The following is a 20,768-nucleotide window of genomic DNA, read 5'->3' on the forward strand; positions in this document are numbered from 1 at the left end:
GTGGAGTCCGGTGTTATCCGGTATTAGCCCCGGTTTCCCGGGGTTATCCCAGTCTTACAGGCAGGTTGCCCACGTGTTACTCACCCGTCCGCCGCTCGTTCCACAAGCGTCACCCCCGAAGGGGATCGGCTTGCTTCCCGCGCTCGACTTGCATGTATTAGGCACGCCGCCAGCGTTCGTCCTGAGCCAGGATCAAACTCTCCATAAAAGTTAGTTTGAATAGCTCATGTTTGCACTGCTAAAGTGCGTTGTTCATTTCCTCATAAAATGAAGAAATTATATTGACGTACTGGTTGGTTCGTTCAGTTTTCAAAGATCAAAATTGTGCTCCTGTCTTTATCGACAGTAATAGAATTTTAGCATAATATCAAAGAAAATGTCAATAGTGAAAATGATATTTTCTTAGAATGCTTGTTTCGTTAATCGCCTGCTCAAGAAGCGACAAAATCTATAATACACACTTTTAAATTGATTGTCAACAAAATATTTAAGATTTATTGTTTTGCTATGTAAATAAAAGAGCTATCCCGCCATCATGCGAAATAACTCTTTTGTATTATTAAGCAGCAGTTACATAATAAATGTTTTTCTTCCTTTTTTTTCGGAAAAGATTTGCTGCAATTCTAGCTCCTCGAATATCATCACTTACCACCAGCACTTCTTTTTGACAATCGAATTGTTCCTTGAGTGCCCGTGGCAGATAACTAAGCGGAATATTTTCAGCTCCAGGAAAAGGAGATCGATGAGCAGAAATATAATCACGGATATCTATTACGCAAAAACGTTCATCGAGAACAATTTGCTGATCGATTTCTTTCAGTTTCCATCTTGGAATTGCAAATCGTGTAACAGCGAGTATCCCTAAACTGGCTGTTATCGCAAACAATAACTCCACTTTTCATAACCCCTTCTATTTATTTAGGTTGAGTTTCGCCGTCCCAGTTCATCATTCCGCCTTCTAAGTTACGTACTTTGAATCCTTGCTGATCCAAGTATTGGGCAGCATTCATGCTACGGCCGCCAGAACGGCAAACCATGATATACTCTTGATCTTTATCCAAATCTTTTGCTGCTTCTGGAATCTCTCCTAATGGAATGTGTTTCGCTTGAGGAATCATTCCTTGAGCAACCTCATCATCTTCACGTACATCAATGATTTTTACATCTTTATTTTCTTTCAACATATTTTGAACTTCTTCAGGTTTATATTCATGAATAGCCATTTGACATTCCTCCTTAAAAACTGTAACCTTCACTAATTTTAAGCAAATTTATCATATTGTCAAGGGATAGGTGCCGGGGTATGAAAAGTTTGTACAGTTATACTATATCTCATTTGTATCAAACTTAAACAAAGAAAGCCGAGGCAGCCTTTTCAGACTGCTCCGCTTTCTATCAGTTCGCAACTATATTGACAAGTTTTCCAGGGATAGCAATTACTTTTCGTACCGTCTTTCCTTCCAGCCATTCCTGAATTTTTTCATGCTCGATTGCTTCTTTTTCAAGGTCTTCTTTTGAAGCATCTTTGGAAACTGTCATCTTAGCACGGACTTTACCCATTACTTGAATGACAATTTCCACTTCATCTTCCACTAATTTCGATTCATCGAAGGCAGGCCATGACTGATAAGCAATCGAATCTTGGTTCCCTAGTTTTTCCCATAATTCTTCTGCAAGGTGTGGAGCTACTGGAGAGAGGAGTTTTACAAACCCTTCCATATATTCTTTAGGTAAAACTTCTGCTTTATACCCTTCGTTCACGAACACCATCATTTGAGAAATTCCTGTATTGAATCGTAGTTCTTCAAAGTTTTCTGTTACTTTCTTGACCGTTTCGTGATAAACCTTCTCTAATGTTTGATCATCATTACTTTGTTGAACTTTATCCGACAGTTCTTCTCCTTCTGTTACAATCAATCGGTATACGCGGTCCAGGAAGCGCCGTGCCCCATCCAGGCCATTCGTCGACCATGCAACCGAAGCATCCAGCGGTCCCATGAACATTTCATACAGACGGAGTGTATCAGCACCATGAGAATCGACGATATCATCAGGGTTGACGACATTTCCTTTCGACTTACTCATTTTTTCATTATTCTCCCCAAGAATCATCCCCTGGTTGAATAATTTCTGGAATGGTTCCTTAGTTGGAACAACACCAGCATCATATAAAACTTTATGCCAGAAACGAGCATACAAAAGATGCAATACCGCATGCTCTGCGCCACCAATATAAATATCAACCGGAAGCCACTTTTTCAACTTGTCATAGTCGGCAAGCTTCTCGTCATTATCAGGATCAATATAGCGAAGATAATACCAGCAGCTGCCGGCCCACTGCGGCATCGTGTTAGTTTCCCGACGTCCTTTCATTCCCGTTTCCGGATCGGTGACGTGTACCCAGTCATCAATGTTGGCCAATGGAGACTCACCCGTTCCGGATGGCTTGATTTCGGTCGTTTTTGGCAGGACAAGTGGCAGCTCTTCTTCTGCTACTGGCGACATAGAACCGTCCTCCCAATGAATCATCGGAATTGGTTCACCCCAGTATCGCTGACGGCTGAACAGCCAGTCACGAAGACGATACGTTGTTTTCTTCTCGCCTTTTCCGTTCTCTACAAGCCAATCGATAGATTTCTGGATTGCTTCTTCTTTATCCAGGCCATTTAATATACCAGAGTTGATGTGTTTCCCATCCCCCGTGTAAGCTTCCTGCTCGATATCTCCGCCTTCCACTACAGCAATAATCGGCAAGTCATATTTTTTGGCGAATTCGTAATCACGTTCATCATGGGCCGGAACAGCCATGATTGCACCACTGCCATAGGTCATAAGCACATAATCTGCTACCCAGATCGGTAATTTATTGCCATTAATCGGGTTGATGGCATAAGTTCCCGTAAATACTCCTGTTTTATCTTTAGCGAGATCGGTCCGCTCCAGGTCACTTTTCGCTTTTGCTGTTTGAAGGTATTGTTCAACTTCAGACTTTTGCTCCTCTGTTACAATTTTTTCAACCAATGGATGCTCTGGAGCCAACACCGCGTAAGTAGCACCATAAAGGGTATCTGGACGGGTAGTGAAAACATCGAAGCTTTCGTCAAAGCCGTCAATATCGAAAACTACTTCCGCTCCTTCTGATTTACCGATCCAATTACGCTGCATATCTTTAATGCTTTCCGGCCAATCCAGTTCTTCCAAGTCTTCCAGCAGACGATCAGCATACTCGGTAATTTTCAACATCCATTGCTTCATCGGGCGTCTTTCTACCGGATGGTCGCCACGTTCGCTCTTCCCATCGATTACTTCTTCATTTGCTAATACCGTACCAAGGGCCGGACACCAGTTGACAGGCACTTCATCAACATAAGCGAGCCCTTTTTCGTAAAGCTTAAGGAAAATCCATTGCGTCCATTTGTAATAGTTCGGATCTGTCGTATTGACTTCGCGATCCCAGTCATAAGAAAAACCCAAGGATTTTATTTGACGACGGAAGTTATCGATATTCTGTTTTGTAAATTCCGCCGGGTCATTTCCCGTATCAAGCGCATATTGTTCCGCAGGAAGACCGAATGCATCCCAGCCGATCGGGTGAAGTACTTCATAGCCTTGCATTCTTTTCATCCGCGAAACAATATCAGTCGCTGTATAACCTTCCGGATGACCTACGTGGAGACCGGCCCCTGAGGGATATGGAAACATGTCCAGTGCATAGAATTTCTCCTTATCAGAAGAAGCATCTGTCTGGAACGTTTTATTGCTATACCAATAATCTTGCCATTTCTGCTCAATCTTTTTGTGCTTAAAAGCCATCGCTTTTCCTCCATTCTTATTTGGTTCTCAGAGATGGTGATTTTCTTATATCAACATCAACGTTGAAATATTAGAAAAAACCGGCTTGTCGCCAAACACTTATGGCGAAAGCATCCGTAATTTCTTATAGTTTAAACCTTTAACAAAGTTATACTTTTTTAAAGTATAAAAAAGCCCCTCATCCCAACACTGGGACGAGAAGCTTACATTCCCGCGGTACCACCCAAATTGACGTCTTATACGTCCTCTTCAGCATCGGTAACGGCGATGGGCCGATAGAAGCTACTCTGATTCACTTCTATAACATCCGAGGCGAGTTCATCAGTTACAAGGCCAGCTTCCACCCGCCGCTGACTCTCTGAATTTCTTGCAGTCTGATTACTATTCCTCTTCTACGTCTTTATGAATATATCTATCCGTATCTTAATGAAACGTGAGGGCTTTGTCAAGCAATGGTAAGTGCTTTCACGTCGCAATGTCTCTTTTAGTAAACGATAGATGACTGATGGTAAGAAAAATCACCAGATAAATGATCAATACAACAATAGAGAATTGCGGTGTAATCCCCTCAACCAATGTTCTTGGCTGCAAATATTGCGTCAAGTCTGCATGGGTGAAAAGATAATATTTCATAATGGTATATTCCTGGAGTAAGAACACCATTTGCTGACCGGTAAACATAAGAAAAATGGACAAGCCGATAGCCAGGGCATTGGAGCGGGATAACGTTCCAACCATGAAAGCAAATGAGGTCATGATGAACAAATTAACAAATGACAAGCCATAAAGTTTCAAAGACTCCACCCAGATGGATTGCTTTATAACCTCCCCATTCTCAACAGTCAATAAAACTCCTTCTCCCGTATCAAAGAAAATCCATCCACTTATTATTGAGGTGACGTAAGCAATGATCGCGATGGTAAAAGAAAATAAGAGAACAGCTCCATACTTAGCCCATAAAATCTTCCCTCTTTTTACTGGACGGATCGTCAATAACTTAATCGTTCCCCATGTGAACTCTGAAGCGACTATTCCAGACGCAATGATGACTGTAAACAATGTGGCAAATGCTAAGTTACTTTTAGAATCCACGAGAAATTGTCCAAAGCTTCCCCGTTCCAGTGGAGGGATGTTTTCTTCCAGTCGATGTTCAGAAATCACTTGCTGTTCTTCATAATAAGTTAGTTCCTTATCTGTAGCTTCTGGATTAGCAGCTTGTTGTTCGTACATCATTAACTGCTGCTGTACCTCTTCCTTCCAAGGGACATTTTCCTGCTGACTATTCCCCCAGCTGTTCACAAAAGCGAATAATAAGACCGAGCCAACCAAAATCGCAATTAAAATTATAGTGCTGTTTCGCCTAAAAATCTTCATCCATTCATTTTGCAGGAGGCGGATCATTTCAGCCAATCTGCTCACCTCCAGTCATTTCCAAAAATTCATCTTCCAATGTTTTTCGTAACTTAGTTATTTCATAAACAGCTATCCCATTTTCCACAAAGATACGGTTAAGTTCTGCTGCCTGCTCCTTATTAATGGTCAGTTGCAAATAACCCTTTTTCTCTTCCGCCTTTTTTATCTCCTGATGATCTTCTATCAGTTTCAATGCCTTTGCAGGATGAGAAACTTCAAATAGAAACGTATTATTTTGGTTCTGGTCATTATCTTCTACCGAACGGATGGTAATTAATTTGCCCTCCTGGATGACAGCAATGCGATCACACATTAGCTCGATTTCTGAAAGCAAATGACTGGAGACTAATACCGACACACCATCCTCAGCTGCAATTTTCCGTAAATACATTCGGAACTCCCGTATACCGGCAGGGTCTAATCCATTTGTCGGTTCATCTAAAATCAAAAATTTCGGCTTATGCAGGATAGCCTGCGCTAACCCCAATCGCTGCCGCATACCTAAGGAATAGGTCTGGACTTTATCATGGATCCTTTTTTCCAAACCAACCTGTTTTACGACCCCTTTGATACGCTGCTTTGTTATATTTCCTTGCAGACGGGCGAAATGAATTAAATTTTGGTAACCCGACAAAAACTTATACATTTCGGGATTTTCCACAATCGCTCCCACTTGTGAAATACTTTTCGTATAATCTTGACTTAACCGATGACCGTCTATCATCACTTCTCCAGATGTAGGCTTTATCAAGCCGACCATCATCCGGATTGTGGTTGTTTTACCGGCACCATTAGGGCCAAGAAACCCGGTAACCTGACCAGGATACAAATCAAGACTCAAGTTATCGATGATCGTTTTTCTCCCCATTTTTTTCGTTAAGTGTTTCAGCTGGACTACTGGCTGCTGACTCATGTTAACTTCTCTCCTTCATATAACCCCTTCATCCAATCCACGAGATTCATTTGGTATTTGTGGCGAATTTCATCAATTTTTCCTTGAGCTAGAACTGTTCCTTCTTTTATTACCACTACTTCATCTAGCAGGGCCTCGATTTCATTTATTTCATGTGTAGTAATGATAAGCGTTTGCCGGTCCAAATCAAGGAACTGAATCACACCTTGGACTATGGAACTTCTGACCATCGGGTCCAGGCCGGAAAATGGTTCATCTAAAAGGATATATGGTGCATTCCTTGCCAATGTGACCGCCATTTTCACCCGGCCTCTGTTACCTTTTGACAAGTGTTTTATTTTCTCGTCACCGTCTACCTTCATAAAAGAAAGGATATCTATCGCCTTTTGTCTGTCAAAGTCTGAAAACTGACTTTCATAGTAGTCGATCAGCTGTGATGCATTAAAAAAGGGATAGAATTGATCAATATCCGACATATAGGCAACCGTTGCACATACCTTTCGATCAGCAAGTTTTTCACCAACACGTACTTCCCCTTTCGTCGGCTTCAGTAATCCGGCTATCAGTTTGAACATCGTTGATTTACCACTGCCATTTTCTCCGATGACGCCTATAATTTTTCCCTTTGAAAAGTGAGCATCCATGTTATTCACAGCACTTTTCCATAAAAACTTTTTCGATACGTTATTCAGTGTAATCATTTTTTTCCTCTCTTTCCCCTTGGTAATGAACAAGACCATCCACCATTTCATCAAGCGTGAATCCAAGTTCGCTCATATCTTGAACAAATGCTTCGATGTATAACTGCTTCATTTCCGTCCGCAATTTCTGAAGCCGGTCGAGATTTTCTGTAACAAAAGTTCCTTGCCCCCGTTTTGTTTCCACGATCCCCAGCTGCTCCATTTCCCGGTAGACACGTTGCATCGTATTGGCATTTACCCCGGTTTCTACTGCAAACTCCCTGACAGAAGGCAGTTTGTCTCCAGCATTACGATCTCCACGAATGATTTCACTTGAGACTTTATCGATGAGCTGCTGATATATCGGCTTATCCGGCTTGAAATCCATTACCATGGCTTACACCTCTACCTTTCGATCCAATACCACAACACTTACCATATATAGCAGGCCGACTGCCAGCGCCCATGCTGCCACTTCACCTAATACAATAGGAAATCCTCCTGTTACGCCTCCATGAACGGTCATTCCAAAGACATTCAAAAAGTCGCCTGTCAAACCATCTATGTTTATTTGAACGGTACCCCACCCGGCTATTTGTTCATATAAAGAAGAGGCACGTATCCAGGATGTAACGGCCATTAGCAAAATGAATAATAGGATAGAAATGAAAATACTAAGACCTCCGAGATATGTTTTCAACACCTGATGGAGTACCCATAAAAACAATAGAAATACCGCCAATAATATTGCCTGGCCTAATATAAAAATGCTTGCGATGAAGACAACCAAAGCCGTTTCTCCAACTGACAATATGATCCAATCTCCTGCAGTGACTATTGTTATCAAGCCAAACAGTGTCATGGAGACAATCATAAAGGAGAGGGATTGAAGAAACTTTACGCCGACCAGCATAAATGCCGACTGGGGATTATGGAGAAATAACTCCAGCTGATCCGCCTCCCGATTCAAGCTGAACATAACTAAAGCTGCCAATATAAACATATGAAGGATCAGCACCATCGCTGTTAACATGAACAGCTGAACCTCTTCCATCGTGCCAGAAACCCCGACCGCGAATCCTAAACCTGCCAATAATAACACCAAATAGTAAATTTTCATTAATGCCCATTCTTTTTTCCATAGTCCTATAAAAGCTTTTCTTTTCATATATGCCACCCTTTTGTATTAGTGTACTAGTTAGATAGTACACTAATACAAAAGAAGAAGCAATAAATTTTTTATCCATAAAAAAAACGGCCATAGCGGCCGTTCTTAACTTACCGATGCTCCAGGTCATTTTCATCCAATATCATATCATTCAAACATTGACTTACTTGGAGATGGAGCCGATGCAATTGATCTTTTTGCTGATGGTTAGCGCTGTGCATTAATTTATCAATTTCCATCTCTGTTTGTTCCAGTCCCTGCTGTGCTTCTGTATAACTTGCTGTGATTGGATATCCATTTTGATTAGCAAGGGACAACTCATACTTCGCTTGCTCTAACCGTTGCTTCGTCTCCTGGATCATTGTTTCAATCGACTCTCTGGTCGCCATAGCTATCACCTCACCCATTAGCTTGGTTAAATCTGATTTTTTCATACACGAATATTGGTATCCCAAGCGTTCCATGCTAAAATTATTTCACCACTATAGAGAGAAAGAGGAATCTATATGACATTGAACACGGTACTGGCATTTGCGCATCAGGTGATGAAAGCAGCCATCAAGGAAGGTGATACCGCAGTAGATGCTACCTGTGGTAACGGTCATGATACACAATTTCTAAGTAATCTGGTTGGCGAAACAGGCCATGTGTATGGATTTGATATCCAGAACACGGCTATCACTTCTACTGAAGCAAAATTGACAGCTCAGCAATCCAATCGAGTAACCTTAATACAAGATAGTCATGAGGAAGTCCGCAGGTATATAAAACAAGAACATACGCGTTTACTTAAAGGGGCCATTTTCAATCTTGGTTATTTGCCAGGCAGTGATAAAACAGTTGTAACAACCCCCGCCTCCACGTTAACTGCTCTCGAACACTTACTCGAGCTGCTCCAGCCCGGGGGTGTGGTAGTATTAGTCGTTTATCACGGTCATGCTGGCGGCGATGAAGAAAAAGACCAGTTATTGGGGTATGTACAAACCCTGAACCAGCGATCTTTTCATGTCTTACAGTACGCTTTTATTAACCAAAAAAATACTCCGCCTTTTGTAATTGCTATCGAAAAAAGAAAATAAACCCGGCTGTCGGTTAAAGCGACTTGCCGGGTTTCAATTTATGATAGACTTTCGTTTGAAAATGAAAAAACTTCGCTTTTCTCCCGCTTGCATTTAATAATTCCCTGACAAAGACCTTTGCATTTTCAAGCCTGCTAACTTTTCGATCAGCAAGGTACATACCGACGAGCCCCTCCTGAATCATTTGGTGAAAGTGAGCATCAGGAAGTGTTTTGGTGCGTGCCTTTGTCTCTTCCACAAAATAAACGAAACGCTTCCGCATCTCTTGTTCATTTTCATAATAGGAACAGAAGTTGAGATCACCTTCCTCCTTATCCTCCTGCTGGTCAATGTAATAATCCAACAAGATATGAAGTCCTTGTAAAAAAGGGAAGTAGCTTTCCGCAACTTTTTTTGCAAGTCTTTCGTTCATCGTTCCGCCTAAGGTATATGAAACCAGACAGAAAATTCCGAGAGTCGAACCGGTACAGGCAGAGAATTCATACCATTTCAACCCTTTAACTGTTTTCTGTTCGGAAAACCATGTTTGCAGCCTGGGAATGCGTTCTTCTTCGACCACATGTTTGTGGACCTGTAAGTCATTATACAAATCACCTAACTGAGTTACGTAAGGATGGACAATTGAATAATCCGGCTGGCCTTCCAACACTTCCTGACAGGTAATAACCAGAGCTTCCAGGTAACCCCCGTCATTTCGCTCTTCACGGTATTGATAGTAGTCATGCATAGGGTTCCCAGGAGTCAAGGCATCCGTCATTGACTGATGAAGCATTCGGAAATCCTGGGGATCCAGGGAGGTACTACGGTCACATAAATTATCTAAATAGTCACTGATTGTTTGATAAGCAACGATGAATTTTACCGCTTCTTTCCAACGGCTGCCCGCCAGCATGCTATAGATAGAACCACCTTCGCAGTGAAAAGTCTTGCCCTCTATGCTTGCCAGCGCCTGCTTACGTAATTCTTCATTCGGTATTTTTTGCGCCATGCTGATCCAGCCGTTCAGCTCCTTATGTACTTGCGGGAAAACATGACGATAAACATTTCTCATCATTGTCCAACCGTTTGAAGGTATTCGCAAAACCAATGTTTCACTCCTCTTCGTGCGCGGATTGTTCCACTTTTTGCTTCATAAAATCCACAATATGCCGTACCACTGAATCGCGCTCCGGCTCATTCAGAATTTCATGATATAAGTTTGCCCATTCTTTATAACTTTTTTCACTGATGTCCAGCTGGTTGAACCATTTTTTAGTTTGGGTAATGTCGACCATTAAATCTTCACCAGCCTGGACAACTAATGTTGGCACATCCGGGTAGTCGTTAATTTTTTTAAAAGCCTGGTGAATCGATCGGACGAATTCCCAATACCAGCGTACGGACACTTTTTCCAATATAAGCGAATCAGCTTCGTCGGATTCGATAACATGCTTATTCCGTGTCACTTTTTCTGTAAGGATCGGCGCTTCCACCTTATATTTAGGATAGACAGCATCCAATACACGGGAAACCAGCTTCACTGATTTAGTTGGTTCATCTAAAATACCAAGTCCAGGAGAAGATAGAATGACACCGTTGACATCCGGTCTTTTCTCCTGCATGGTACGAATAGTAATCAAACCACCCATGCTATGACCTAAAAGAAAGACAGGAAGCTGGAATTTGGCTGCTTCATCCAGCCAATTCGTTACCGCCTCGATATATTGATCAAAACGGTCAATATGCCCGCGTCTTCTTGTCGATTTTCCCTGTCCAGGCAAGTCTCCGTAGACAACATGAAACCCTTGTTGGCGAAGAAGGGAAGCAATCTCATCATACCTGCCCGCATGTTCAAACGCACCATGAACAATCACTACTACTCCTGCAGGGTCATCTGCAAGTATCTTTTTCATCGGTTATTCCCCTTTTTCAGCGCTCGAATTTGCTATACTTGTAATAACTATATTATAAGGGGGATATCGATGATTTGCGAATATAAAGGAAAGCACCCGAAGATTGCATCCTCCGCTTACATAGCAGAGGATGCGCTAGTGACAGGGGATGTAACGATTGGAGAGAATGTCAGTATCTGGTTCAAAACAGTAATTCGTGGCGATGTAGCGCCTACTTATATTGCTGATAATGTCAACATACAGGACTTGAGTATGCTCCACCAAAGTCCGAATAATCCGCTGATCCTTGAGGAAGGAGTAACGATAGGACACCAGGTCACCCTGCACTCAGCTGTAATTAGGAAAAATGCATTAATCGGGATGGGGTCGCTTGTACTGGATGGGGCCGAAATAGGAGAAGAAGCCTTTTTAGGCGCTGGAAGCCTCGTTCCTCCCGGTAAAAAAATCCCGCCACGAACATTAGCCCTAGGGCGTCCAGCCAAAGTTGTCCGTGAACTGACAGAAGACGATTTTGCCGAAATGAATCGCATTAGAAGAGAATACGTGGAAAAAGGGCAATATTACAAAGAACTGCGTAATGACTAAAATTAAAAGACACAAAAATACCCTTCCGCTGACTTGGAAGGGTATTTTATTTCTCCTATTTCACACTTTATTCATTCTAAATGATTAAACAAAAGTCAATTTGCTTTCTGGTTTATCTTCGTTGATTAAGTCTTCGATTGGATGACGACGTTCGACAAAGACCTGATGCCATAGCATAAACATCAATACGGTCCATATCTTCCGGCTGTAGTCACCTTTCTCCTGACAGTGGGCATCTAACAAATGAAGTACATAGTCTTTATGCAAGTACTGATCCGTTTCACTTTCAAGGATCAGCATTTTCGCCCAATCATATAGCTCATTTTTCAACCAGTGACGAATTGGAACCGGAAAGCCTAGTTTCTTGCGGTCTAATACATGGTCAGGCACAATTCCGCGGGACGCTTCCCTTAAAATACTTTTCGTCGTTCCATTGGCTATTTTCAAATCGACCGGAATACTTTTTGCTACATTAAAAACTTCTTTATCAAGAAATGGCACACGTAACTCCAGTGAATTTGCCATTGTCATTTTATCAGCTTTTAATAAAATGTCACCACGCAGCCATGTATGAATATCTACGTATTGCATCTGATTTACAAGATCATAATTTTTTGCTGTGTCGAATAACAGCTCTGTCACTTTTTGATAAGGAATATTCAGATGGTTGCAAAGCAGTTTATTTTTTTCCTCTACTTCAAACATTTTTGCGTTACCAATATAACGGTCTCTTAATGGAGTAGTGCCCCGTTCAAGAAAACTCTTCCCTTTAACCCCTTCCGGTAAGATATCAGCTACCCTCCCCAGCAGGTGTTTGGCTGGATCAGGAATAGATTGAAAGACTTTCAAGGATTCCGGCTCACGATAGATGTTATATCCTCCAAATAATTCATCCGCACCCTCGCCCGAGAGGACTACAGTGACATGTTTCCGAGCTTCTCTGGCTACGAAGTATAGCGGAACACATGCAGGATCTGCCAATGGATCATCCATGTGATACATGATTTTAGGAAGCTTAGCGACATATTCCTCCGGCGAGATAATATATGATATATTCTCCACCCCAAGTTTATCAGCTGTTTCTTTCGCTACATCAACTTCAGAATATCCCTCTCGCTCAAATCCAACGGAAAAAGTTTTGATTCCTGGATGATATTCTTTCGCCATCGCTACTATTAAACTGGAATCAATACCGCCGGATAAAAACGAACCAACTCCCACATCACTGCGCATATGCTTGGCTACGGAATCATACATGACACCCTGAATACGTCCGATCCAATGCTTTTTATCCATAAGGATGGGCTCAAAAGTGGCATGCCAATAACGTTCGAAATTTATTTCTTGTCCCGGTTTTTGAGTAAAATAATGTCCTGCGGGTACTTTCTGGATATCTTCTGTCATCGTCCATGGCTCTGGTACATACTGAAAGCTTAAGTAATGGTTTAAGGCTTCAGCGTCAACCTGCTCTGAATCTTTCACCAAAGTCAAACTCTTCTTTTCAGAAGCAAAATATGTACCTTGATCTTCTACTGCAAAAAATAACGGCTTGATACCAAACGGATCTCTCGCCCCGTAGAGCTGTTGTTCCTGCTTATCCCAAATCAGGATAGCAAACATCCCCCGTAATTCATCGAAAGCCTTTTCACGTTTGTCATGAAATAAAGCCGCAATAACCTCTGTATCCGACTCTGTATGAAAAGTAAATCCTTTTGTCACTAATTTCTCTCTTAGTTCAATGTAATTATATATCTCTCCATTAAAAACCATCCAATACCGTTGGTCCTCATAGCTTAACGGCTGTTGTCCGCTGTCTATATCAATGATACTGAGGCGGCGGAAACCAAACGATATATACTCATCATGATAGAACCCTTCTTCGTCCGGTCCCCGGTGGGTAATATAATCATTTTGCCTTCGAAATGTATGAAGCTTGTCTTCAGTCATCTGTTCCGGGTCATTTCTAATCACACCGATGAATCCACACATAATAAGCCCCCCTCTTTCTCTTTACAAAATCTTCATACTTACTTATGAAGTATAACATACAAAAAAAGTAAATCCCCCCTCCTTTTTTCATATATTTCCACCATATTGCAAAAAAACGGACCAACCTTTTTTAAGATTGGATCCGCTTCTTGGCATTTATTCGTTTAACAACTTTTTCAATTCTTTTGCTTTATCTGTTTTTTCCCATGGGAACTTGATGTCAGTACGGCCAAAATGACCATAAGCTGCTGTGTCACGATAAATTGGACGTCTAAGGTCGAGCATTTTAATGATTCCTGCTGGACGAAGATCGAACAATGCACGTACCTCTTCAACCAGTCGTTCTTCGCTCACTTTTCCTGTGCCGAAAGTATTGATAGCGATAGAAACCGGCTGGGCAACACCAATAGCATATGCCAATTGGACTTCACACGATTCAGCAAGTCCGGCAGCTACGATATTTTTAGCAACATAACGCGCTGCATAGGCAGCCGACCGGTCAACCTTAGTGGCATCTTTTCCACTGAAGGCTCCTCCACCGTGACGGGCATATCCACCATAGGTGTCTACGATGATCTTCCTCCCCGTCAAACCAGCATCCCCTTGTGGGCCGCCAATGACAAACCGCCCGGTCGGGTTAAGGAAATACTTGGTTTGCTCATCCATCAATTCTCGCGGCACCACAGGTTCAATCACATGCTGCTTCAAATCTTCCTGGATTTGCTCCAGCGTAATATCTTCCGCGTGTTGGGTAGAAATTACGATCGTATCGATTCGCAACGGACGATCATTTTCGTCATATTCGATCGTTACCTGTGTCTTTCCGTCAGGGCGCAAGTAGTCGAGTGTACCATCTTTTCTTACATCACTTAACCGCTTGGAAATCTTGTGGGCAAGAGAGATTGGGAGTGGCATGAATTCTTCCGTCTCGTTATTAGCATAGCCGAACATCAATCCCTGATCGCCAGCCCCGATTGCTTCAATTTCACTGTCACTCATACGACCTTCACGGCTCTCCAGAGCGACATCAACTCCACCGGCAATATCCGGGGACTGTTCATCGATTGCAGTTAGTACTGCACATGTTTCAGCATCAAAACCAAATTTAGCTCGTGTATATCCAATCTCTTTAATCGTCTTTCGAACGATACTTGGAATATCCACATATGTACTGGTAGTGATTTCTCCAGAAACCAGTACAAGACCCGTAGTTACAGTTGTTTCACAGGCGACACGGGCGTTAGGATCATTTTTTAAAATTTCATCTAAAATAGCATCGGAAATCTGGTCACAAATTTTATCCGGGTGACCTTCTGTTACAGATTCCGAAGTGAATAACCGGCGATTCGCAGCCATGCTGATAAATTCCTCCTTTAGTTGTACACAAATATTAGACGGAACTCTTATCCCAGTACGAATGGGAAACCAACCATCTCATCTATTTCTATTTTAATTCTCCCCGTTAGGGATAGCATGATATTTGATCTCATTAGAGAAACCTGGTTTGCCGCCAAGTCGTTTTGGCGATAGCCTTCATATTTCTTATACTTTAATCATGTAAAAAAGCTAACTTTATTAAAGTATAAAAAAGAAAAACCTTTCCTTTTAATGAGGAAAGGGGGCTGCTTCCTTTCGCTCTTATCGTTCAAGGATCAATCCTTGCTACAGGTTAGCACCTTTTCACTTCCGTGATGGTTGCTGAGGTTTCATCGGGCCTGTCCCCTCCGCCGACTCTGGATAAGAGAGTATCCGTTCGCACTATATCGTAACCAAATCGGTGGCGCTTGTCAATCAACTCAATCCTGTTAGAATAAGGATGGGAAGTTAGTTATACCCTACTATAAATAGGAATACTCCTATCGTATAATAAGGATAAAATAAATCTAAGCTTTTCATATGTTTGAGATCCTATCTTATTCTCAAATTAGCTTATATATATAATAGAATAAATATTTGAAAAAAATATGACAGTAACAAAAATAGTATGGACTAATACAATGAATGTGTTATACTAATAATCAATTAAAATACTCCCCACTTAAAATGTGGGTTGAATCTTTACGTAAAGGCGGGTTTACGCGATGACGACGATAAATCAAATGTCCCAACTCTCTGACTTGCTGTCTCAAGAGAATGTTTTAAAAAACCTTTCTGTAGCCCAATTAGTGGAAAAAACTTTAAGCCGAAATGAAGGCGTTCTCACATCGACAGGAGCGGTACGTGCTACTACTGGCACATACACCGGACGCTCGCCTAAAGATAAATTTATAGTCCAGGATGAGATTTCCAAGGATACTGTAGCCTGGGGACCAGTCAACAAACCGATTGATGAAGATGTGTTTACTCGTTTATATCATAAAGTACTTGATTACTTACGCGCAAAAAATGAAGTATTCATATTTGATGGATATGCAGGGGCCGATGAAAATTATCGTCTTCCCATCCAGGTGATCAATGAATTAGCCTGGCATAACCTGTTTGCACGACAAATGTTTATACGTCCAAAAGAAGAGGAATTAGCTGGTCATGAAGCAGAATTCACCGTCATTTCTGCCCCGAACTTCAAAGCGGATCCCGCAATTGACGGTACAAATTCAGAGGCATTCATCTTCATTTCTTTCAAGCATCGCGTAGTTTTAATCGGTGGTACAGAGTATGCCGGGGAGATTAAAAAATCCATTTTCTCTGTCATGAACTATATGCTTCCCCGAAATAATGTCCTATCGATGCACTGCTCCGCCAACGTTGGGCAGGAAGGCGATGTCGCCCTTTTCTTCGGACTCTCTGGTACAGGAAAGACGACATTATCAGCCGACCCGTACCGTCGTTTGATTGGTGATGATGAGCATGCATGGTCAGCCAAGGGCGTTTTCAATATTGAAGGTGGCTGTTATGCAAAAACCATTAATTTATCAAAAGAAAAAGAACCCCAGATCTATGACGCCATCCGATTCGGTTCCGTGCTGGAAAATGTCATCTTAGATGATGATTCAAGGAACCCTGATTATGATGATACGTCATTAACAGAGAACACACGAGCAGCTTATCCAATCGATAATATTGATAACATCGTGTTACCAAGTGTCGCCGGCCATCCCAACACCATTATCTTTTTGACAGCTGATGCTTTCGGCGTTCTACCGCCAATCAGTAAGCTATCAAAAGAACAGGCTATGTACCATTTTCTTAGTGGATATACAAGTAAGCTTGCCGGTACAGAAAGGGGAGTCACTTCTCCTGAGGCAACTTTCTCTGCTTGTTTTGGATCACCATTCCTTCCACTTGCTCCTGCAACATATGCAGAAATGCTAGGAGAAAAAATAGATCAATATAATACCAATGTATTTCTTGTAAATACCGGGTGGACCGGCGGAGCATATGGGGAAGGAAATCGCATGAAGCTTTCTTACACTCGTGCCATGATTCATGCGGCCCTGGAAGGTGAATTGAATTCCATTGAAACTCACCGGGATGAAATCTTTGGTCTCGAAGCTCCAATGCAAGTACCGGGAGTCCCTGATGAAGTGCTTATCCCAAGACAAACCTGGAATGACCAGAAGGCTTACGATCGAAAAGCTAAAGAGCTTGCGATGAAATTCCATGAGAATTTTGAGAAGTTTACACATGCAAGTGAAGCTATTGCACAAGCCGGCCCGACATATAGAGGCTAGCCTGAACTTTGTTTCCTCATCTCCTCATATATATAAAGAAACGGATACGTCCAGAGCGTATCCGTTTCTTTTATGTTTGTTTCAGCCATGCACACAGCTTCTCGACTGTTTCCCGATTGATTTTTGGTGGAAAATAGTGATCTGTATCAGAATATATCCAGCTTTCATATCGTTTATTATACACCTTCATGGCTTCTTGTAGACGATAGGCATGCTGAACGTCGACATTTTCATCTTTCTCACCATGAATCACCAACAAATCCGCTTCCATCTGATTGAGTTTATGGAGTGGGGTCCTGGCAAGGTAGCGCTCCGGATATTTTTTAGGTGTACCACCAGTCACCCGTTTCATCATGCGCCGAAGGTCTTCTCGTTCCCAGTAAGTAAGGGTAACATCGCTTACTCCTCCCCACACCACCACTTTTTTCACTTGAGGAATCTCAATTGCCGTCCATAATGCCATCACTCCTCCACGTGAAAAACCGAAGACACAAATATCCTCCTTCACTTTGGGATGATTCTCCAGCACACGAACACCTGAGTATGCATCATGTCGGTCATTTAAGGCGAAATCTTCGCTTCCTTCACCGCCCATATTCCCCCGGTAAGTTGGTGCGAATACAATAAATCCCTGGGCTGCAAATTGAATAATTCTCCCTATCCGCACCTTTCCAACGTTCTTAATTCCCCCTCGCAAGTAGAGAAATCCAGGGTAGGAACGATCCTCCTTAGGCTCCACCAAAAAACCCTTCACTTTCAACCCCTGGCTCATATAGGTTACAAGGTAAATATCAAAGCCAGGGTGAGGAGAAGGAAATTTCAGCTTGTCCACCACGGATCCATTCATTGTCATTTTCCCTCCTATGCCAATAAAGCTGTTCTGGTATATAGGCATTCACACATTTTTTCACTTTCACATAAACTACATTAGTTATTCTAACCAACATCATACAGGAGGAGCTTTCCGAATGAAAAAAATCCGTTTAGTGGGAATCTTCATGATGGCAATTCTGCTGACTATCGCTGCAGTAGCATGTGGCCAGCAGCAAACCACCAGCTTGAAGGTAGCAGAAGTCACTCGTTCGATCTTCTATGCCCCACAATATGTCGCATTGGAAAAAGGATTCTTTGAAGAAGAAGGATTAGATGTCGAACTGAATACGACCTGGGGTGGTGATAAAACGATGACCGCTCTTTTATCAGATGGTACCGATATCGCTCTTGTAGGGTCGGAAACATCCATCTATGTGCACGCACGAGGGGCAAATGATCCAGCTGTGAACTTTGCCCAGCTTACCCAAACAGATGGGACATTCTTAGTTGCCAGGGAAGAAGTGAAGGATTTTCAATGGGAAGACCTGAATGACAGTACCTTTTTAGGACAAAGAAAAGGCGGTATGCCGCAAATGGTCGGTGAATTTGTATTGAAGAAGCACGGGATCGACCCGCAAAAGAATTTAAACCTGATACAAAATGTAGATTATGCTAATATTCCTAACGCTTTTGCTTCCGGTACTGGAGATTATGTCCAGTTATTTGAGCCGACAGCGAGTATCTTTGAGCAAGAAGGTATTGGCCATATCGTTGCTTCATTCGGTGAAGAGTCAGGGCACGTCCCATATACAGTTTTTATGGCAAAAGAAAGCTTCATCAAGGAAAACGAAGAAGCAATCAAAAAATTTACCAAAGCCATATACAAAGCACAACAATGGGTGGAAGCTCAGCCTGCGATGGAAACAGCAAAAGTCATCCAGCCCTACTTTGAGGATTCCGAACTTGATTTGATTGCCACCGTGGTAGATCGCTATAAGAGCCAGGGATCATTTGCTACGGATCCAATTTTAGATGAAGAAGAATGGAACAACTTGAAAGTGATTATGGAAGAAGCCGGTGAACTCCCAGAAGATGTTGATCATTCTACTTTAGTAAACACAAGTATTGCAGAAGAAATAATCAGCGAATAGGAGGATCCCTCATGCCATTGTTGTCCGTCAATCAAGTCTCTCACCACTATTATTCCAAAAAAGATTATACCAAAGCTCTGGAGAATATCTCGTTTACATTGGAACAGGGGGAATTCATATCAATACTGGGACCAAGTGGCTGCGGGAAAACGACATTACTATCCATCGTTGCCGGTTTAATTAAGCCGACAATGGGAGAAATCATACTTGGTGAAGACTCTGCTTCAGAACCTGGCAATAAGGCACATATGGGTTATATGCTGCAGCAGGATTATCTTTTCCCTTGGAAGACGATAAAAGAAAACATTATGCTTGGTCCAAAAATCAACAAAACACTAGATAACTCGATTAAAGAACAGGCAGATCAGATGCTGGAAGAGGTAGGCCTGCAAGGAATCGGGGATTCTTATCCGGATGAACTTTCTGGCGGGATGCGACAACGTGCCGCCCTGGCACGGACATTAATAACCGAACCGAAACTCTTATTATTAGATGAACCCTTTTCGGCACTGGATTTTCAAACAAAGCTCCGGTTAGAAGATTTCGTTTCTCAATTGCTAAAACAATATAACAAAGCGGCATTGCTCGTTACCCACGACATCAGCGAAGCGATTGTTATGAGCGACCGTATTATCTTATTAAAACCACGGCCAGGAGAGATTAAACAAATTTTCCGGATGCCTCCTGAGTTGAGAAAAATCTCTCCTTTCCAGGCACGTCAGCACCCTTCATTCCAGGCTATCTTCGATGAAGTGTGGAAGGAGATGAGTGCGCTTGAAAAATACTGAAGCTGCTAATCGCGAACTCCACCAGGCCTATGTGAGGAAACTAAAGATAGAACAACGCTGGATCTGGTTTTGGCAGATTTCGATCTTTCTTATATTTTTCAGTATTTGGGAGCTGGCCAGTAGATTAAAATGGATCGATCCGCTTCTGTTCAGTTCCCCAAGCAAAATCTACAAGTTATTCATTGCCAAAGCAAGCGACGGTTCCTTGTGGATGCATATTAACGTCACCTTATTTGAAACGGTTGCGGGTTTCATTATCGGCACCTTTGCAGGAATACTGTTAGCGGCCATGCTATGGTGGTCAACTCGCTTTTCAAAGATCATCGATCCTTACCTTGTCATCCTGAATGCTATGCCGAAAGTGGCACTTGGCCCCATTATCATCGTTGCCCTTGGCCCAGGATATATTTCGATCATCGCCATGGGAGCGATTATTTCTATCATCATTACAACTCTGGTTGTCTATAATGCTTTTCAGGAAATCGACAGTAACTATATCAAGGTATTACAGAGTCTGGGAGCATCAAAACGTGTATGTTTTAAGGAAGCGATATTCCCCGCCTCCTTCCCGACAATGATTTCCTCCCTTAAAGTAAATGTCGGTCTTTCATGGGTCGGTGTGATTGTCGGAGAATTTCTCGTTTCAAAACAGGGGTTAGGTTATTTAATCATCTATGGGTTTCAGGTATTTGACTTTACATTAGTATTATTTTCTTTATTGATCATCGCTATCTTTGCAGCTATCATGTACCAGCTGGTAGAGAAACTGGAAAAGAAACTGATCAAGCATTAATGTTAAGACTCTGTTATAAC

Annotated in this window: 20 protein-coding genes, 1 rRNA gene, 1 riboswitch and 1 other annotated feature; of the genes, 6 read left to right on the plus strand and 15 right to left on the minus strand. The window is 42.1% G+C overall.

What is annotated here, in order from left to right; genetic code table 11:
- From ACGTNI_RS09435 to ACGTNI_RS09480, 10 genes are all read right to left on the minus strand, one after another.
- Positions 1-208 (minus strand): 16S ribosomal RNA (locus tag ACGTNI_RS09435); the annotation flags it as partial.
- Between the two features lie 351 nt (positions 209-559).
- Positions 560-895, minus strand: a complete 336-nt coding sequence (locus ACGTNI_RS09440; protein WP_085505662.1) for a rhodanese-like domain-containing protein — start codon at positions 893-895, stop codon at positions 560-562.
- A gap of 19 nt (positions 896-914) precedes the next feature.
- A complete protein-coding gene (locus ACGTNI_RS09445) occupies positions 915-1,223 on the minus strand; it encodes a rhodanese-like domain-containing protein (protein WP_085505663.1) in 309 nt (102 codons plus the stop codon).
- 172 nt (positions 1,224-1,395) lie between these two features.
- Positions 1,396-3,813: a leucine--tRNA ligase gene (gene leuS / locus ACGTNI_RS09450; protein ID WP_394461857.1), complete on the minus strand. Its 2,418-nt coding sequence runs from the start codon at positions 3,811-3,813 to the stop codon at positions 1,396-1,398.
- A 187-nt stretch (positions 3,814-4,000) separates the two neighbouring features.
- Positions 4,001-4,217: a binding site (T-box leader), on the minus strand.
- A gap of 61 nt (positions 4,218-4,278) precedes the next feature.
- Complete coding sequence (locus ACGTNI_RS09455) at positions 4,279-5,214, minus strand: ABC transporter permease (protein ID WP_394462066.1); 936 nt, start codon at positions 5,212-5,214, stop codon at positions 4,279-4,281.
- 1 nt (position 5,215) lies between these two features.
- Positions 5,216-6,139 carry an ABC transporter ATP-binding protein gene (locus ACGTNI_RS09460; RefSeq protein WP_394461859.1) on the minus strand — a complete coding sequence of 308 codons (924 nt, stop codon included), beginning with the start codon at positions 6,137-6,139 and terminating at the stop codon, positions 5,216-5,218.
- Positions 6,136-6,840 (minus strand): ABC transporter ATP-binding protein, encoded by a 705-nt coding sequence (locus tag ACGTNI_RS09465; RefSeq protein WP_394461861.1) that lies wholly within the window; start codon positions 6,838-6,840, stop codon positions 6,136-6,138. Before ACGTNI_RS09465 ends, ACGTNI_RS09460 begins: the two co-directional genes overlap by 4 nt.
- Positions 6,824-7,213, minus strand: a complete 390-nt coding sequence (locus ACGTNI_RS09470; protein WP_394461863.1) for a GntR family transcriptional regulator — start codon at positions 7,211-7,213, stop codon at positions 6,824-6,826. Before ACGTNI_RS09470 ends, ACGTNI_RS09465 begins: the two co-directional genes overlap by 17 nt.
- A 3-nt stretch (positions 7,214-7,216) precedes the next feature.
- Positions 7,217-7,987, minus strand: a complete 771-nt coding sequence (locus tag ACGTNI_RS09475; RefSeq protein WP_394461865.1) for a hypothetical protein — start codon at positions 7,985-7,987, stop codon at positions 7,217-7,219.
- Positions 7,988-8,097: 110 nt separating this feature from the next.
- Positions 8,098-8,376: a DUF2524 family protein gene (locus ACGTNI_RS09480; RefSeq protein ID WP_085505670.1), complete on the minus strand. Its 279-nt coding sequence runs from the start codon at positions 8,374-8,376 to the stop codon at positions 8,098-8,100.
- Between the two features lie 117 nt (positions 8,377-8,493).
- On the opposite strand from ACGTNI_RS09480, the gene mnmM reads away from it, so the two are divergent.
- Positions 8,494-9,066, plus strand: a complete 573-nt coding sequence (mnmM, locus tag ACGTNI_RS09485; RefSeq protein WP_394461867.1) for a tRNA 5-(aminomethyl)-2-thiouridylate-methyltransferase MnmM — start codon at positions 8,494-8,496, stop codon at positions 9,064-9,066.
- 13 nt (positions 9,067-9,079) lie between these two features.
- Here mnmM and ACGTNI_RS09490 read toward each other — a convergent pair whose 3' ends face one another.
- Positions 9,080-10,153 (minus strand): tetraprenyl-beta-curcumene synthase family protein, encoded by a 1,074-nt coding sequence (locus tag ACGTNI_RS09490; protein WP_394461869.1) that lies wholly within the window; start codon positions 10,151-10,153, stop codon positions 9,080-9,082.
- A 4-nt stretch (positions 10,154-10,157) separates the two neighbouring features.
- Positions 10,158-10,958: an alpha/beta hydrolase gene (locus ACGTNI_RS09495; protein WP_085505672.1), complete on the minus strand. Its 801-nt coding sequence runs from the start codon at positions 10,956-10,958 to the stop codon at positions 10,158-10,160.
- 69 nt (positions 10,959-11,027) lie between these two features.
- Between ACGTNI_RS09495 and ACGTNI_RS09500 the strand changes: the two genes are divergently transcribed.
- Positions 11,028-11,543 carry a gamma carbonic anhydrase gene (locus ACGTNI_RS09500; RefSeq protein WP_394461871.1) on the plus strand — a complete coding sequence of 172 codons (516 nt, stop codon included), beginning with the start codon at positions 11,028-11,030 and terminating at the stop codon, positions 11,541-11,543.
- Positions 11,544-11,627: 84 nt separating this feature from the next.
- Here ACGTNI_RS09500 and asnB read toward each other — a convergent pair whose 3' ends face one another.
- Positions 11,628-13,532 (minus strand): asparagine synthase (glutamine-hydrolyzing), encoded by a 1,905-nt coding sequence (gene asnB, locus ACGTNI_RS09505; RefSeq protein WP_085505674.1) that lies wholly within the window; start codon positions 13,530-13,532, stop codon positions 11,628-11,630.
- Between the two features lie 156 nt (positions 13,533-13,688).
- A complete protein-coding gene (gene metK / locus ACGTNI_RS09510) occupies positions 13,689-14,888 on the minus strand; it encodes a methionine adenosyltransferase (RefSeq protein WP_085505675.1) in 1,200 nt (399 codons plus the stop codon).
- A gap of 279 nt (positions 14,889-15,167) precedes the next feature.
- A riboswitch (SAM riboswitch) is annotated at positions 15,168-15,276 on the minus strand.
- A gap of 337 nt (positions 15,277-15,613) precedes the next feature.
- Here metK and pckA point away from each other — a divergent pair.
- Entirely contained in the window at positions 15,614-17,203 is a 1,590-nt protein-coding gene (gene pckA / locus ACGTNI_RS09515) for a phosphoenolpyruvate carboxykinase (ATP) (RefSeq protein WP_085505676.1), read from the plus strand.
- A gap of 70 nt (positions 17,204-17,273) precedes the next feature.
- On the opposite strand, the gene ACGTNI_RS09520 is transcribed toward pckA, so the two are convergent.
- A complete protein-coding gene (locus ACGTNI_RS09520) occupies positions 17,274-18,050 on the minus strand; it encodes an alpha/beta hydrolase family protein (RefSeq protein WP_085505677.1) in 777 nt (258 codons plus the stop codon).
- 121 nt (positions 18,051-18,171) lie between these two features.
- Here ACGTNI_RS09520 and ACGTNI_RS09525 point away from each other — a divergent pair, with 121 nt between their 5' ends.
- From ACGTNI_RS09525 to ACGTNI_RS09535, 3 genes are read left to right on the plus strand one after another with little or no spacing between them, the layout of a single operon-like run.
- A complete protein-coding gene (locus ACGTNI_RS09525) occupies positions 18,172-19,167 on the plus strand; it encodes an ABC transporter substrate-binding protein (RefSeq protein ID WP_394461874.1) in 996 nt (331 codons plus the stop codon).
- An 11-nt stretch (positions 19,168-19,178) separates the two neighbouring features.
- Positions 19,179-19,955: an ABC transporter ATP-binding protein gene (locus ACGTNI_RS09530; RefSeq protein WP_085505679.1), complete on the plus strand. Its 777-nt coding sequence runs from the start codon at positions 19,179-19,181 to the stop codon at positions 19,953-19,955.
- The gene (locus ACGTNI_RS09535; RefSeq protein WP_139823733.1) at positions 19,942-20,748 is read left to right on the plus strand and encodes an ABC transporter permease; all 807 of its coding nucleotides are present in this window, start codon (positions 19,942-19,944) and stop codon (positions 20,746-20,748) included. The genes ACGTNI_RS09530 and ACGTNI_RS09535 overlap by 14 nt, the downstream gene beginning before the upstream one ends.
- Positions 20,749-20,768 lie beyond the last annotated feature (20 nt).

The sequence above is a fragment of the Thalassobacillus sp. B23F22_16 genome (genome assembly GCF_043496955.1).
GTDB classification, from domain to species: Bacteria; Bacillota; Bacilli; order Bacillales; family Halobacillaceae; genus Thalassobacillus; species Thalassobacillus devorans_A.

What these genes read in the sequence shown, in the direction of transcription:
- ACGTNI_RS09445 (WP_085505663.1), bottom strand. Translation starts at nt 1,223, where the DNA reads ATGGCTATTCATGAATATAAACCTGAAGAAGTTCAAAATATGTTGAAA.
- leuS (WP_394461857.1), bottom strand. Translation starts at nt 3,813, where the DNA reads ATGGCTTTTAAGCACAAAAAGATTGAGCAGAAATGGCAAGATTATTGG.
- ACGTNI_RS09455 (WP_394462066.1), bottom strand. Translation starts at nt 5,214, where the DNA reads ATGATCCGCCTCCTGCAAAATGAATGGATGAAGATTTTTAGGCGAAAC.
- ACGTNI_RS09460 (WP_394461859.1), bottom strand. Translation starts at nt 6,139, where the DNA reads ATGAGTCAGCAGCCAGTAGTCCAGCTGAAACACTTAACGAAAAAAATG.
- ACGTNI_RS09465 (WP_394461861.1), bottom strand. Translation starts at nt 6,840, where the DNA reads ATGATTACACTGAATAACGTATCGAAAAAGTTTTTATGGAAAAGTGCT.
- ACGTNI_RS09470 (WP_394461863.1), bottom strand. Translation starts at nt 7,213, where the DNA reads ATGGTAATGGATTTCAAGCCGGATAAGCCGATATATCAGCAGCTCATC.
- ACGTNI_RS09475 (WP_394461865.1), bottom strand. Translation starts at nt 7,987, where the DNA reads ATGAAAAGAAAAGCTTTTATAGGACTATGGAAAAAAGAATGGGCATTA.
- ACGTNI_RS09480 (WP_085505670.1), bottom strand. Translation starts at nt 8,376, where the DNA reads ATGGCGACCAGAGAGTCGATTGAAACAATGATCCAGGAGACGAAGCAA.
- mnmM (WP_394461867.1), top strand. Translation starts at nt 8,494, where the DNA reads ATGACATTGAACACGGTACTGGCATTTGCGCATCAGGTGATGAAAGCA.
- ACGTNI_RS09495 (WP_085505672.1), bottom strand. Translation starts at nt 10,958, where the DNA reads ATGAAAAAGATACTTGCAGATGACCCTGCAGGAGTAGTAGTGATTGTT.
- ACGTNI_RS09500 (WP_394461871.1), top strand. Translation starts at nt 11,028, where the DNA reads ATGATTTGCGAATATAAAGGAAAGCACCCGAAGATTGCATCCTCCGCT.
- asnB (WP_085505674.1), bottom strand. Translation starts at nt 13,532, where the DNA reads ATGTGTGGATTCATCGGTGTGATTAGAAATGACCCGGAACAGATGACT.
- metK (WP_085505675.1), bottom strand. Translation starts at nt 14,888, where the DNA reads ATGGCTGCGAATCGCCGGTTATTCACTTCGGAATCTGTAACAGAAGGT.
- pckA (WP_085505676.1), top strand. Translation starts at nt 15,614, where the DNA reads ATGACGACGATAAATCAAATGTCCCAACTCTCTGACTTGCTGTCTCAA.
- ACGTNI_RS09520 (WP_085505677.1), bottom strand. Translation starts at nt 18,050, where the DNA reads ATGAATGGATCCGTGGTGGACAAGCTGAAATTTCCTTCTCCTCACCCT.
- ACGTNI_RS09525 (WP_394461874.1), top strand. Translation starts at nt 18,172, where the DNA reads ATGAAAAAAATCCGTTTAGTGGGAATCTTCATGATGGCAATTCTGCTG.
- ACGTNI_RS09530 (WP_085505679.1), top strand. Translation starts at nt 19,179, where the DNA reads ATGCCATTGTTGTCCGTCAATCAAGTCTCTCACCACTATTATTCCAAA.